Genomic DNA, 13672 nt, shown 5'->3' with positions numbered 1-13672 from the left:
CCTCAGCGATTCAAGCGTTGCAGCAGCCGCGCACGCAGGCTGCGCGCGCTGGCGTCGTCCATCGGGGCCAGCACGCCGCGTGCGGCATCAGGCAGATGCGCGGCGGTGCTGTCGTCGGACTCGAAGACATAGTGGCGGAACACTTCCTGCCAGGTGGCGCGTTGTTCGGCCGGCAGGTCGCGGATGGTCAGCAGCGCCAGCATCAGCGCGTTCATCGGCGAATCCATGTAGGCCGGGCTCTGCCGCCACCAGAAATTCACCAACACGTTGAAGCTCTCCAGTGCCTCGACGTGATGCCACCACATGCTGGGAATGAACAGCGCATCGCCCGGCGCCAGCTCGGCGACCAGGGCGTGGTCCAGCGCCTGCGCATAGCGTGGAAAACGCTGCAGGTCCGGTGCGGCGATATCCACCAGGCTGACCGGCTGCCCGGCCGGGGTGAGATCCAGCGGGCCGATGTAGAGATTGGCCAGCTGATCGGGCGGGAACAGCGTAAAACGGCGGCGCCCGGCAACCACGCAGGCCAGGTTGTCGGGCAGGTCCTGATGGGCGGCGATCCGGGTGCGGTTGCCGATCCAGATGCTGGCCAGCGGCTCGCCCTGTGGCAGCGCGATCGGGTTGTGCGCGCGCAAGCCGGGCAGGTAGGTGTCCAGCGTGGTGGAGCCGACATAGATCGCCGGCGGCTGGGAGGCGTGCAGGTCGCGCAGCAAGGTGTCCAGCACCACGCCCAACGGCACGCGTTCGGGGCGGAAATTGAAGCCGCTCATGTCCGCGTTGTAGAAAAAGCGCCCACCGATCTCCGGTGGCCCAACCTGCGCCACCACCGCCTCGCCGCGGTCGAAACCACGCAGGTAGGCGGCAGCAGACTGCGCAGAACTGGCACCGGCGCGGGCCAGCGGCCAGTCGCGCACCAGCCCGCGCAGCACCAGCGGGCTGGTGGAGCGAAGGATGGCCGGGTCCAGCTGTTGCGGGTCCAGGCCGTGACGCTCTTGGATGGGGCGTGGCTCAGCCGGCATGACGGCGGTTCATGCGTTCGAGCAGATGGCGCAATTGCGCAATCGAGGCCACCGCCATGTACAGCGGTTCCAGATCGCCATGCCGGTGCAGTTCGAGCAGCGCCGCCTCATCGAGTGCGCGCAGGCGTTCTTCGTGCACGACATAGAGCCCGGCCAGGCGGCATTCCAGGCCGTTGTTCAAGGTGGCTTCGAACACGAAGGGTTCGAGCAGGTCGTAACGCAACGCACGTTCGACAAATGCCGTGCTGGCCGCCAGGCCATCGTGCAGCGTGCGCAGCACCTGGCTGATGTGGTCCAGAAATTCGGTGGTGCCGCCGTGTTCGCGAAACAGCAACTGGCCCTCGGTGGTGCTGACGCGTGGGCTGTCCAGGTCCACATGCACCATCGGCCCATCGGGCTGTTCGCCGATCAGGAACGGCTGGCGTTGAATCGCCAGCGGAACATAGGGCGCATCCCAACGCGCGCCATCCAGGAACAGGTTCTCGCCCAGGCGTAATCCCAGCAATGCCAGCGGCTGGAAACTGCGCTCGCCGCTGCGATGGAACACGATGGGGTATTGCGCCTGCAACTGGCGAAATTCCTGCGGAAAGGTCGCAGCCGACATCACGTCATCGCCGTAGGCGGCGCCGTGCGCGGTGATCACCCGCAGATCGCGGTGATCGAGATTGTTCAACAACACGGCATTGGTCATGGGGATTGGCACAGCACGCGGGGGCGCGTGGCCCATGCTTCAACGAATCGCCATTGCACGGCAAGCCCCGGATGCCTTCACGTCCCCGGGCGGTGCAACGGCCGTGTACGTTTCCCGGCAGCCAGGCTGCCGGGAAACGTGTGGGTTGCTGTAGCGATGCAGTCAGTCCTGCATCGCCCAAGCGGCATCACCAGAACTTGTAGCGCAGGCCCAGCATGTAGCGCGGGCCGGTCTGGGTGGCATAGATGATCTCGTTCTTCTGCCGGCCGTGCTGGCGCTGTATTTCGTTGGTGAGGTTGATCGCCTCCAGGCTCAGCGACAGGTTCTCGGTCCACTGGTAGCCAATGCTCAGATCCAGCTGGCCATAGGCTTCGGTGTAGACCGGGTTGGGCAGGCCACTGCCGTCAAAACGCGCGGCCAGGAACTCGTCGCGCCAGTTGTAGGCCGCACGGACTTGCCATTGTCCCTTGTCGTAGAAACCGACCAGGTTGGCCGAATCGCTCAAGCCTTCCAGCGCGAACTGCTCGCCGATCACGTAGTTGTTGTAGGTCAACCCGGAGTCGACCTTGGTGTAGTTGGCCGACACGCCGAAGCCGCTCTGGCCGAACATGTGCTGCACGTTGAATTCCCAACCATCCAGCGAGGCCGAGCGCTGGTTGGCCGGCGCGGTGATGGAGAAGTTGGCGACCGGGTCGCCCGGCTGACCGCTGATCGTACCGGTGGCATTGCCATTGGTGTCGTCGGTTCCGCGGACCACGCCCGGCTGGCCGGCGAAGTTGCGGAAGATGTAGTTGCGGATGCAGGTCAGGTCGGCAGTGGCGCAGCCATTGGCCAGCGCCTGGTTCCAGTAAGCGCCGCCCACCGGGGTGTGCAGGCCGAGCGAGGTGTCGTTGCGGGTGGTGACGCCGACATAGTTGTCGATGTTCTTGCGGAAGAACCCCACCGAGGCGTAGCTCGCTTCGCCGTAATACCACTCCAGCGACAGGTCGATGTTGTGCGACAGCAATGGCTTCAGGCCGGGATTGCCTTCCTGGCCCGAGCCGCCTTCGATGCGGCCGATCTGGTTGAGCGTCTGCCCGCCCTGGATGTCGCCCCAGCCGGGCCGGCCGATGGTTTCGCCGTAGCTGCCGCGCAGCACCAGGTCTTCGCGCAGCTTGAAGCTCAGGTCCAGGCTGGGCAGCCAGTATTCGTACTTGCCGCTGCCACCGGAAAACGCCGAGTCGGCCAGCCGGATCGGCAGCTCGTTGTTGGCGACCCAGTCGATGCCCACGGCCACCGGCACCAGCGCGCGCGCTTCCACTTTGGTTTCTTCGTAACGCACACCGGCCGCCAGGCTGATCGGCACGCGCAGATCGTCCCAGCTATTGCCCCACTGCAGGTAGGCGTTCTTGGATTTTTCGGTGACGCGGCGGTCGGTGGTGAACACCGGCGAGATGCGGTACAGCGACTCGTCGCCAGCGGCTTGCGCAGCGGCCTGGCGCGCGCGCTCGAAATCGAACAGGAACAGCTGGTTGAACTGCGCCGGATTGCCGCTGCCGTCGATCGCATCGAAGTACTGCGCGAACGAGCTGGGAATCCACAGGTCGTCCGGATAATCGGCCGCAGTGCCGTTGCCGCCCCAGGTGTCGCGCTGCACGTTGGAAAACGCCGAGCGGTTCTTGACCTCGGTGCTGCCGATGCCGAACTTCAACTGCGAATAGTTTTCGAAGGTGAAATCGCCGTTGACCTGCGCCTGATCGATTTCCGACTTCATGTAGCTGTTGCGGAACGCCGAGCCGGTGACCAGCGTGCGCGACGGGTCCAGGCCGTTCAGCCCGAAGCCCAGCTGCTGCTGCAGCACCGGGAAATCCTTGCTGAAATCCACCACCGAGGTGCCGCGGTAGAAGCCGGACACGCCCAGCGAGTTGCTCGACCCGTACGGGCTGTCCGCGCCGGCTTCGGCGGTGGAGCGGTGGATGTCGAAGTTGAGCTTGAACTGGTCGTTCACCGCCCAATCCACGTTGAAACCCAGCGACTTGTTCTGGTTGCGCGTGGCCGCATTGGACCCGGCGGTGGCCAGATCGCTGGTGGGCGGATTGACGATTTCCGAATAGGTGATCGGACCGGCGACCGGTCCTTTGGTCCAGGCGCTGGCGGACGGCCCGTAGTTGAACCACACCGACATCTCGTTGCGCTGCTGCTGGATCTTGTTTTCCGAGTAGGTGTAATCCAGCGTGGTGGTGATGTTGTCCAGCGGCTTGTACTGCAGCACCAGCTGGCCGTTGGTGCGCTGGCGTTCGACGCCGACCACGCGGTAGTTGAGGTTCTGCGGCACCGAATAGATATCGTTCGGACCGGGGCGGTTGACGATGTTTTCCGAACCCGGTGCGCCCGGCTGCGGAATGGTGCCGTAGGCGGTGGAATCGCCGCGGAATGCGCGCCAGCCATTGGGGACGCCGACCTGGCTGTAGCCGAAGTCGCGTTCCTGGTAGCTGCCGCTCAGCGACACGCCGAAGCGTCCGTCGGCCGAGGTGTTGCTGAAGATGCCGGAGATTTCCGGCGTCAGCGAATCGCCCTGCAAGCGGCCGGGCAGGTTCTCGTTGGAAGAGTCGTGCACACCCTTGAGGCCCACGTTGGCATGCATGCCCGGATTATCCAGCGGCCGGGCAGTCTTGATGTTGATGGTCGCGCCGATACCGCCGGTGGGCGTGCTGGCACGGCTGGTCTTGAACACCTCGATGCCGGAGATCGACTCGGACGCCAGGTTGGCGAAGTCGAACGCACGCGAGTTGGAGGCATTGGATTCTTCGATGCTGGCGCCCGGCATCTGGCGGCCATTCAACAGCACCAGGTTGAAGTCCGGGCCGACGCCGCGCACGGTGACGCGCGAGCCTTCGCCCAGCGAGCGGTCGATCGACACACCGCTGATGCGCTGCAACGACTCGGCCAGGTTGGTATCGGGGAATTTGCCGATGTCTTCGGCCACGATGCCGTCGACGATGCCTTGCGCATCGCGTTTGACGTTCATCGACGAGGTAAGGCTGCCGCGAATACCGCTGACCTGGACGGTATCGAGGGTGGCGGGGTCGGCCTGACTGGAACCCGGGACAGTGGATGCCGACTGCGGCGCCGGCGCGGTCTGCGCGGCCAGCGGAGTCGACAAGGCGAACAGCAGGGCAGACGTCAAGCGCCGCGTGCGCGGCAGGGTGCGAGTCTCTCTCACGGTGATTGCTTCCCCAAACAGAAGATAAGGCCGGCCCCACGGGGGCAGGCAAAGGTCGACGGAACAATCGAGCATTTGTTAGTGCAGCCTTAACAAAGTCAATTTGCACTGCAGCATCGGCCGCGACCCTGTCGCGTCACACATCGTTCCACCGAGCCAGGTGTGTCATGCCGCCATAGGCAAACGCTTGGCCTTACCATCGCGCTTGGATGGCAACCTCTCTCAAGGTGCGATGGCACTGAGGTAGCGGGCACACGCCTTGGATGCGCACCTGGCAAGCGGATTCGTCAGGTGCGAGTGCGTTGCCGGCGCGACGCCTGCACGCCAGGGAGCCGCCCTTGAGTCAGGCCTGCCGCAACGACCACCTTTGACTGGAGCGCACGATGATCGATCTGTACTACTGGCCCACGCCCAACGGGCACAAAGTCACGCTGTTTCTGGAAGAGGCGGGGCTGCAGTACACCCTCAAGCCGGTCAACATCGGCAAGGGCGAGCAATTCGAACCGGCATTCCTGCAGATTTCGCCCAACAACAAGATGCCGGCCATTGTCGACCATGCACCGGCCGATGGCGGCGGTGCGCAGAGCGTGTTCGAGTCCGGCGCGATCCTGCTGTATCTGGCCGAGAAGACCGGCCGCTTCCTGCCGCGCGATGCCCGCGGCCGGATCGCTGCACTGGAATGGCTGTTCTGGCAGATGGGCGGGCTGGGCCCGATGAGCGGCCAGATGGGTCACTTCAACGTCTACGCACCGGAAAAGATTGCTTATGCGATCGAGCGCTACAACGCCGAGGTGCGTCGCCTGCATGGCGTGCTCGACAAGCGCCTGGCCGACCACGCCTTCCTGGCGGGCAACGACTACGGCATCGCCGACATGGCCAGCTATCCGTGGATCGAAGTGTACGGCGACCTCAAGCCGGACTATTCGGCCTTCCCGCATCTGAAACGCTGGCACGACGCCATCGCCGCCCGCCCCGCCACCCAGCGCGCCTACGCGCTCAAGGAGCAGGTCAATCCCAATGCGGGCCAGCCGCTCAGCGATGAAGAGCGCAAGCACCTGTTCGGCAAGCGTTGAAGCAACGTCTTAGGCGCGGATGCATAACAGTACACGCGCATCAAACGCGCGCGGCACATCAACGGGGCGGCATGCGCCCCTCTCCCACGGGAGAGGGGTTGGGATGAGGGTACGGCATCGCCGGAGACTGACAGCGACCCCAATTGCGCTCCCTCGCCATACGTAGCGGCGCGTTAGTCCCCATCGTCCACAGACATCTTGCGATGCATGCGCATCCCCGGCCCCATCAATCCCAACGCGCGCACGCCTGAGCGGCCAACGCCAGGATCGCCGCGCTTCTCAAATCCACAACGCCGCCGCATCCTGTGCGCAGTCGTCAGACAGGATCATCGATGCGCGCCCTGTTCGTAGCCCTTGCCCTCATGCTCAGCACCGTTCCCATGGCCCATGCCGAAAAACTCACCCTGGAGGCCATCACCGGCCCATTGCCGCTTGCCGGTCCCACGTTGATGAAGCCCAAGGTGGCACCGGATGGCTCGCGCGTGACCTTCCTGCGCGGCAAGGACAATGATCGCAATCAGCTGGATCTGTGGGAATACGACATCGCCAGCGGCCAGACGCGCCTGCTGGTCGATTCCAAGGTCGTGCTGCCCGGCACCGAGGTCTTGAGCGATGTCGAAAAAGCCCGCCGTGAACGCCAGCGCATCGCCGCGTTCACCGGCATCGTCGATTACCAATGGGCACCGGATGCGCACGCGCTGCTGTTCCCGCTCGGTGGCGAGTTGTATCTGTACGACCTGCGCAAGACCGGCGCGGCCGCGGTACGCAAGCTCACCCACGGCGAAGGCTTCGCCACCGACGCCAAGCTCTCGCCCAAGGGCGGCTTCGTCAGCTTCGTGCGCGAGCGCAACGTGTGGGCCATCGAGTTGGCCAACGGCAACGCGCTGCAGCTCACCCACGATGGTAGCGAGACCATCGGCAATGGCGTGGCCGAATTCGTCGCCGACGAAGAAATGGATCGTCACACCGGCTATTGGTGGGCGCCGGACGACTCGGCGATCGCCTTTGCGCGCATCGACGAATCGCAAGTGCCGGTGCAAAAGCGCCCGGAAGTGTATGCCGACCATACCGAAGTGATCAGCCAGCGCTATCCGCAGGCCGGCCAGCCGAATGTAGCGGTGCAGCTAGGTGTGATCGCGCCGCGCGCCAAGGCCACCCCGCGCTGGATCGACCTGGGCAAGAACCCGGACATCTATCTGGCGCGCGTGGATTGGCGCGATGCACAGCGGCTGACCTTCCAGCGGCAGTCGCGCGACCAGAAAACCCTTGAGCTGATCGAAACCACGCTGGCCAGCGGCGTGCAGCGCACGCTCATCACCGAAACCTCGCCCACCTGGGTGCCGCTCAGCAACGACCTGCGGTTTCTCAAGGACGGCCGCTTTCTCTGGAACTCCGAACGCAGCGGCTACGAGCATTTGTATCTTGCATCCGAAGACGGCCGCACGTTGACGCCACTGACTTCCGGCAACTGGGTGGTCGATGCCCTGCTCGCCGTCGACGAGCAGGCCGGCAACGTGTATTTCGCCGCCAGCAAGGACGGGCCCACACAAACGCATATTTACGCCGTGCCACTGGCCGGTGGCGCGATCGAAAAGCGCTCCAACACCAACGGCACGCATGCGGCCAGTTTCGCAAGCAACGCCAGCGTGTACGTCGATACCTGGTCCAACACCACCACGCCGCCGCAGATCGAGTTGTTCCGCGCCAGTGGCGAAAAGATCGCCACGCTGCTGAAGAACGACCTGAGCGATCCGCAGCATCCGTACGCCACCTATCGCGATGCGCAGCGCCCGATCGCATTCGGCACGCTCACCGCTGCCGATGGCAAGACACCGCTGCATTACCGGCTGACCAAGCCCGACAAGTTCGACCCGGCCAAGCGCTACCCGGTCATCGTTTACGTGTACGGCGGCCCGGCGGCGCAGACCGTGCTCGATGCCTGGCCCAGCCGCGGCGATGCCTTGTTCGACCAATACCTGGCCCAGCGCGGGTACGTGGTGTTTTCGCTGGACAACCGTGGCACGCCGCGGCGCGGGCGCGCGTTCGGTGGCGCGCTGTACGGCAGGCAGGGCACGGTGGAAGTGGACGACCAGTTGCAAGGCGTGGCCTGGCTCAAGCAACAGCCCTGGGTGGATGCCAAGCGCATCGGCGTGCAGGGCTGGTCCAACGGCGGCTACATGACCTTGATGCTGCTGGCCAAGCACAGCGACGCCTATGCCTGCGGCGTGGCCGGCGCACCGGTCACCGATTGGGGCCTGTACGACACCCATTACACCGAGCGCTATATGGATCTGCCGGCTCGCAACGCCGCAGGCTACCGCGAGGCACGCATCGCCACGCATCTGGATGGCCTGCGCGCCAAGCTGCTGCTGATCCACGGCATGGCCGACGACAATGTGCTGTTCACCAATTCCACCGCGCTGATGAGCGCGCTGCAGCAACGCGGCACCCCATTCGAATTGATGACGTATCCCGGTGCGAAGCATGGGTTGTCGGGTGCCACGGCGCTGCATCGTTACAAGACTGCCGAAGCGTTCTTGCAGCGCTGCCTGAGGCCGGTGCACGACTGAGCGTGCCCAGCAGGCGCAAGCAACAGGAGCCAGCTGGGTGAGGGCGGCGCACAGCAACCGACGCGTACCTGTAGCGCGCCGCTTCTGAGCATCTCCTGCGCCCGCCGGCGGCTGTGCAGTCGTTGTCCACTGCTGTGCGTCGCTCACAATGGGCGGTACCGATCATCCGCGTTCTCAGCGTTTGCACAAGGAGTGCCATGTCCCGGCCACCACCGCTTCCTCAAGCAGCACCGCAACGCTCGCGTGCTGCCGACCTTTGGAGAACCGGCACTGGAAGTGGGCCGTGCCTGGCATCGGTATTGCGCTGTCTGTACTCCTGGCGTTGCTGATCGGTGGTGTGCTCTACGTGATCACTGCAGCGCTGAAATCCAGCGACGTGTATCGCGACGCGCTGCAGATCGCAAAGACCGACGCGCAGGTCGTGCAAAGGCTGGGCATGCCAATCAACGAAGACGTCTCGATCAACGGCAGCATTCGTTATTCCGGTCCTACCGGCGAAGCGCATTTCAGCGTCGGGCTGCACGGCCCGCACGGCAAGGGCCGTGTGCAGGTGGATGCCATGCGCAGGCAGGGCCGCTGGACCTACCGGACATTGACCTTCGCCGGCGTCGATGGCGCCCGGATCGATGTGTTACCTGTTGCCGCCTCGCCGCCGCCGCCCCGCCGGCCATGACCTAAGGCAGATTGCCGCGGCCGCTGCAGATGGGTAGGGTCGCGCTACTCAATTCGCGGATCTGCCTCATGAAGCCACTCGTTCTCGCCGTTGCGCTGGCGCTCGGTTACTCGTTACCGTTGCAGGCACAGACCGGCAAGACTGCGCCCACACAACCCGCCAGCCCGGCCTGGGTGCAGACCAGCAACGGCTATGCGCAGATCCTGCTCAATGCGCAGGCGCCGTTCCAGCCCGAATACGCCAGCTTCTTCGGTGTGCCCGGCTACGACGATCAGGTCGTCGACCTCGGCCCGGACAACGCCGCGCGCTATCGCGATGCCATGCGCAAGGCGCGCGCCACGCTGCAAACGAAGTTGACCACCGAGCGCGATGCCAACGTGCGCCAGGACCTGCAGATCATGATCGGCGCGGCCGAGCAGAACATCGAAGGCAGCGAGCTCAACGAACGGTATCTGTTGCCCTGGAGCGATGCTCCCGAGGCGGTTTTCAGTGGTCTCAACGGTCTGCTCTCCGACCAGACCGTGCCCGAGCGCCGCGCCAAGGCGCTGGATCGCCTCAAGCGTTACGTCGGCCTGTTACCGGGAAGCACGCCCACCACCACGCTGGCGCGCCAGCGCTACGAGGAAAAACTGAGCAACAAGGCCCTGCTGCAGCCCACCCAGCGCGAAGTAGAGCAGGCGCTGGCCAATGTGGACACCTACGTCGCCGGTATTGGCGAGCTGTTCGCCAAGTACAAGATCGCCGGCGCCGACGAGGCGCTCAAGGCCATGTCCACGCAACTGAAGGACTACGCCGCGTGGACCCGCGCCACCGTGCTACCCAAGGCGCGCAAGGACACCCGCCTGCCCGAGCCGCTTTACGCTTTCCAGCTCAAGCAGGTCGGGATCGATATCGCGCCGCAGCAGCTGATCCAGCGCGCGCAACTGGAGTTCATGGAGACCCGTTCGGCCATGCGCCAACTGGCGCCGCTGGTGGCCAAGGCCAAGGGCGTGCAGGGCGGCGATTATGTGCAGGTGATCCGCGCCCTCAAGGGCAACAAGATCGCCGACGACCAGTTGGAAACCCACTACCGCGGCGTGATCGATCAGATCGACCCGATCATCCGCCAGCAGCGCATCGTCGATGTGCCTAACCGCCCGATGCAGATGCGCCTGGGCAGCGCCGCCGAAAGCGCCGCGCAACCGGCCCCGCACTTCCTGCCGGCCCCGTTGATCGGCAATACCGGCCAGCAGGGCCAGTTCGTGTTGCCGCTGGGCAACCCGACCGCCGATGGCGCCAAGAAAGAGCAATACGACGACTTCAACTTCGGCTCGGCCGCCTGGACGCTCAGCGCTCACGAAGGCCGCCCCGGCCACGAGCTGCAGTTCACCGCCATGGTCGAACGCGGCGTCTCGCTGGCGCGCAGCATGTTCGCCTTCAACTCGGTCAACGTCGAAGGCTGGGCACTGTATGCCGAAGCGGAAATGGTGCCGTACGAACCGCTCGACGGCCAGCTGATCGCCCTGCAGTTCCGCCTGCTGCGCGCCGCCCGCGCCATGCTCGACCCGATGCTCAACCTGGGCCTGATCGACCGCGAACGCGCGCGCCAGGTACTGGAAGACGATGTCGGCCTTTCGCCGGCCATGACCCGCCAGGAACTGGACCGCTACACCGTCCGCGCCCCCGGCCAGGCCGGCAGCTACTTCTACGGCTACACCCGCATCCTCGAACTGCGCATGCGCACCGAACTGGCCCTGGGCAAAAAGTTCGACCGCCTGGCCTTCAACAACTTCCTGCTCGACCAGGGCCTGCTGCCACCGGATCAGCTGGCCAAGGCGGTGGAGACGCAGTTCATTCCCGCGCAACAGGCCAAGCGCTGACCAGCTCCGTGGAGTTCAAAAAAACAGGGCGCGATAAAAGGCTGCAAACAGCCTTCTGTTGCGCCCTGGCGCAGTGATGCGGGTGATTCTTTGCGGGCTTTACCGCGTCGCTGGGGAGACGTCCGGTGCAGGACGCTGCTGTGCCCCCGCCGGCACCCAGATCGCCACTCCGGCCGCGCGCTTTTGGGTGGTGGGAATGCCGATCCCCAAGCCGCCGCCGACGCGGCCGCCGTAGCTGCCACCGCCCACCGACAGGCCGCCGCCGGAGCGTTCGGAGCCCACGCCGACGATGACCACGCCGTTGGCGCCGAGCTTGGCGGCTTCGCGCTTGAGGCGTTGCACGGCAGCGTCGGTCTGGCCCTGGGTGCCGAAGCCGGCGGCGCTGGTCGATTCGAGCTGGGCGATTTCCACCGAGCCGACCGGGGCGTTGGAATACACCTGCACCTGCGCCGGGTCGATCGGCGCGCGCGCCTGGCCCAGCATCACCTTGGAGCTGCTGGCGCAACCGGCCAGCAAGGCGGCGGTCGCCGCGGCGATGGCGACGTTCCTGATCAGCGATTGCTTGTGCATGGTGGACCCCCCTTGGGTGATGAAAGCTGGGTAATGAAATCCGCGTAGTGGCAGCGATGATCCGGCGCCTGGACTGAATCGCGCCGCACTTTGGCGCACCCTAGCCATGCCGGTGTGAGGCTGCCGCCAAACCGCCATTGGTCATGATGACCACCCGCCCACGGCGTGAGGACGGCCGCGCCGGTAAGCTCGTGCTTTCTTCAAGACGAGGTGGCACGTGGGACTGATCAGCCTGTTGTGGGGCATCGTGGCGCTGCTCTGGATGGTGTTGGCCTTCATTCCGCTGCTGGGTTGGGGCAACTGGTTCCTGATTCCGTTCGCGGCGGTGGGCGCGCTGATCGCCGCCATCGCGCTGTTGTTCACCTCGGCAGGCAACCGTGGCCGTGCCAAGACCGGCTTGGTGCTCAACGGCCTGGTGATCGTGGTCGGGGTGATGCGCCTGACCCTGGGCGGCGGGATTATCTAACGGGCTCTCGACAAGGCGGCGATGCGCACCTGCGTGTGCATGTGTCGGGTGCGCGCGTGTCCGGCAGGGTCTGCATCGCCAGACGTCGGCGCCTTGCTCGACCTGTGGCTGAGAGAAAGCGAGCAAGAACCCGCGTGCCGTTGCAGCGCTGCGACACTGCGTCGCAGCGCGTTCTGCGCATCATGGCGGGCGTAAACTGATGCGCTGTCTACAGGAGCCTTGTCATGGCCCACCCGCACTATCGCCCCCGCCGCATGCGCCACGATGGGTTTTCGCGTCGGTTGATGCGCGAGAACACGCTGACCACCGATGACCTGATCTGGCCGGTGTTCGTACACGAACTGCCTGGCCGCGCGCCGATCGCGTCGATGCCCGGCGTGGAACGCCTGTCGCTGGACGAGCTGCTGCGCGAGGCGGAAAACGCGCTGGAACTGGGCATCCCGGTGATCGACCTCTTCCCGGTGATCGACCCGGCCGGCAAGAGCCTGGACGCGGCCGAAGCCTGGAACCCGGACGGCCTGGCGCAGCGCGCGGTGCGGGCGTTGAAGTCGCGCTTCCCGGAGCTGGGCGTCATGACCGACGTGGCGCTGGACCCGTACACCACCCACGGCCAGGACGGCATCATCGACGCGAAGGGTTATGTGCTCAACGAGATCACGGTCGAGGCCTTGGTCAAGCAATCGTTGTCGCATGCGCAGGCGGGCGTGGACATCATTTCGCCTTCGGACATGATGGATGGCCGCATCGGTGCGATCCGCCGCGCGCTCGATGCCGACGATCATCTCAACGTGCGGATCATGGCGTATTCGGCCAAGTACGCCTCGGCGTTCTACGGCCCCTTCCGCGATGCGGTAGGCAGCGCCGGCAATCTGGGCAAGGCCGACAAGACCACCTACCAGATGGACCCGGCCAACGGCGATGAAGCCTTGCGCGAGATCGCCCTGGATCTGGAAGAAGGCGCGGACATGGTGATGGTCAAGCCGGGCATGCCGTATCTGGATGTGGTGCGCCGGGTGAAGGATCAATTCCGCGTGCCGACCTTTGCGTACCAGGTCAGCGGCGAGTACGCGATGCTCAAGGCGGCGTCAGCCAATGGCTGGCTGGACGAGCGCAAGTGCGTGCTCGAAGCATTGATGGCCTTCAAGCGTGCCGGCGCCGATGGCGTGTTGACCTATTTCGCCCCGCAAGTGGCGCGTTGGTTGCGCGAAACGCGCTGAGCGCGAGCACGGTGCGACGGCGCTGCCACTCAGTTACGCAAGAGTGAGGGCCGCTCGCGTCGGCCAGGCAGTCGCCTGCGTGCAGTGGGGTCTGGAGCGGGCGGTCTGGTTCGATGGGCGTCGTTAGCCTGACAGATGCGCCAGCGCCCGCTGGATCGCGGGGAGTCGACGTGCCGCCTGCATCAGATGCAATACGGCACGTCGCTCCCATGCACTAGCGTTCAAACCTTTTGATGGTATGGCTTGCGTACGCCGCAACAGGACCGGTGCGCTACGCTTGAAATTTCCGGGTCAGCCGCGCAACGCGCCTGGCGACGGCGCAGTGCCGAGCCAGC

General features: G+C 65.1%; 10 protein-coding genes. 6 read left to right on the top strand and 4 right to left on the bottom strand.

The genetic code is table 11. The features are described from left to right. Positions 1–2: 2 nt before the first annotated feature. The 3 genes from ACCQ16_RS19275 to ACCQ16_RS19265 all read right to left on the bottom strand — a co-directional run bounded on the left by ACCQ16_RS19275 (position 3) and on the right by ACCQ16_RS19265 (position 4909). Entirely contained in the window at positions 3–1016 is a 1014-nt protein-coding gene (locus tag ACCQ16_RS19275) for a cupin-like domain-containing protein (RefSeq protein WP_031424715.1), read from the bottom strand. Continuing rightward, positions 1006–1707, bottom strand: coding sequence for a SapC family protein (locus tag ACCQ16_RS19270; RefSeq protein ID WP_008576490.1), 702 nt, complete (start codon positions 1705–1707; stop codon positions 1006–1008). Before ACCQ16_RS19270 ends, ACCQ16_RS19275 begins: the two co-directional genes overlap by 11 nt. Positions 1708–1894: 187 nt before the next feature. Next, positions 1895–4909: a TonB-dependent receptor gene (locus ACCQ16_RS19265; RefSeq protein WP_218499330.1), complete on the bottom strand. Its 3015-nt coding sequence runs from the start codon at positions 4907–4909 to the stop codon at positions 1895–1897. A 383-nt stretch (positions 4910–5292) separates the two neighbouring features. On the opposite strand from ACCQ16_RS19265, the gene ACCQ16_RS19260 reads away from it, so the two are divergent. The 4 genes from ACCQ16_RS19260 (at position 5293) to ACCQ16_RS19245 (ending at position 11084) form a co-directional block, all read left to right on the top strand. After that, positions 5293–5982, top strand: coding sequence for a glutathione binding-like protein (locus ACCQ16_RS19260; protein ID WP_008576488.1), 690 nt, complete (start codon positions 5293–5295; stop codon positions 5980–5982). A 332-nt stretch (positions 5983–6314) separates the two neighbouring features. Beyond that, the gene (locus ACCQ16_RS19255) at positions 6315–8552 is read left to right on the top strand and encodes a S9 family peptidase (RefSeq protein ID WP_277573272.1); all 2238 of its coding nucleotides are present in this window, start codon (positions 6315–6317) and stop codon (positions 8550–8552) included. 148 nt (positions 8553–8700) lie between these two features. Further along, complete coding sequence (locus ACCQ16_RS19250) at positions 8701–9225, top strand: cytochrome c oxidase assembly factor Coa1 family protein (RefSeq protein ID WP_277573273.1); 525 nt, start codon at positions 8701–8703, stop codon at positions 9223–9225. A gap of 68 nt (positions 9226–9293) precedes the next feature. Continuing rightward, positions 9294–11084 (top strand): DUF885 domain-containing protein, encoded by a 1791-nt coding sequence (locus ACCQ16_RS19245; protein ID WP_029820653.1) that lies wholly within the window; start codon positions 9294–9296, stop codon positions 11082–11084. A gap of 99 nt (positions 11085–11183) precedes the next feature. Here the strand turns inward: ACCQ16_RS19245 and ACCQ16_RS19240 are convergent, their stop codons facing one another. Continuing rightward, positions 11184–11654: a hypothetical protein gene (locus ACCQ16_RS19240; protein ID WP_008576484.1), complete on the bottom strand. Its 471-nt coding sequence runs from the start codon at positions 11652–11654 to the stop codon at positions 11184–11186. A 223-nt stretch (positions 11655–11877) separates the two neighbouring features. Between ACCQ16_RS19240 and ACCQ16_RS19235 the strand changes: the two genes are divergently transcribed. Further along, complete coding sequence (locus ACCQ16_RS19235) at positions 11878–12120, top strand: hypothetical protein (protein WP_017156266.1); 243 nt, start codon at positions 11878–11880, stop codon at positions 12118–12120. Positions 12121–12344: 224 nt separating this feature from the next. Beyond that, entirely contained in the window at positions 12345–13337 is a 993-nt protein-coding gene (gene hemB, locus ACCQ16_RS19230) for a porphobilinogen synthase (RefSeq protein ID WP_031424711.1), read from the top strand. Positions 13338–13672: the final 335 nt, after the last annotated feature.

Origin of the sequence: Xanthomonas sp. NCPPB 1062 (assembly GCF_041481705.2) — a bacterium.
GTDB lineage: Bacteria > Pseudomonadota > Gammaproteobacteria > Xanthomonadales > Xanthomonadaceae > Xanthomonas > Xanthomonas euvesicatoria.
The sequence above is the reverse complement of the archived record's forward strand: the minus strand, read 5'-3'. Positions and strand labels throughout refer to the sequence as shown.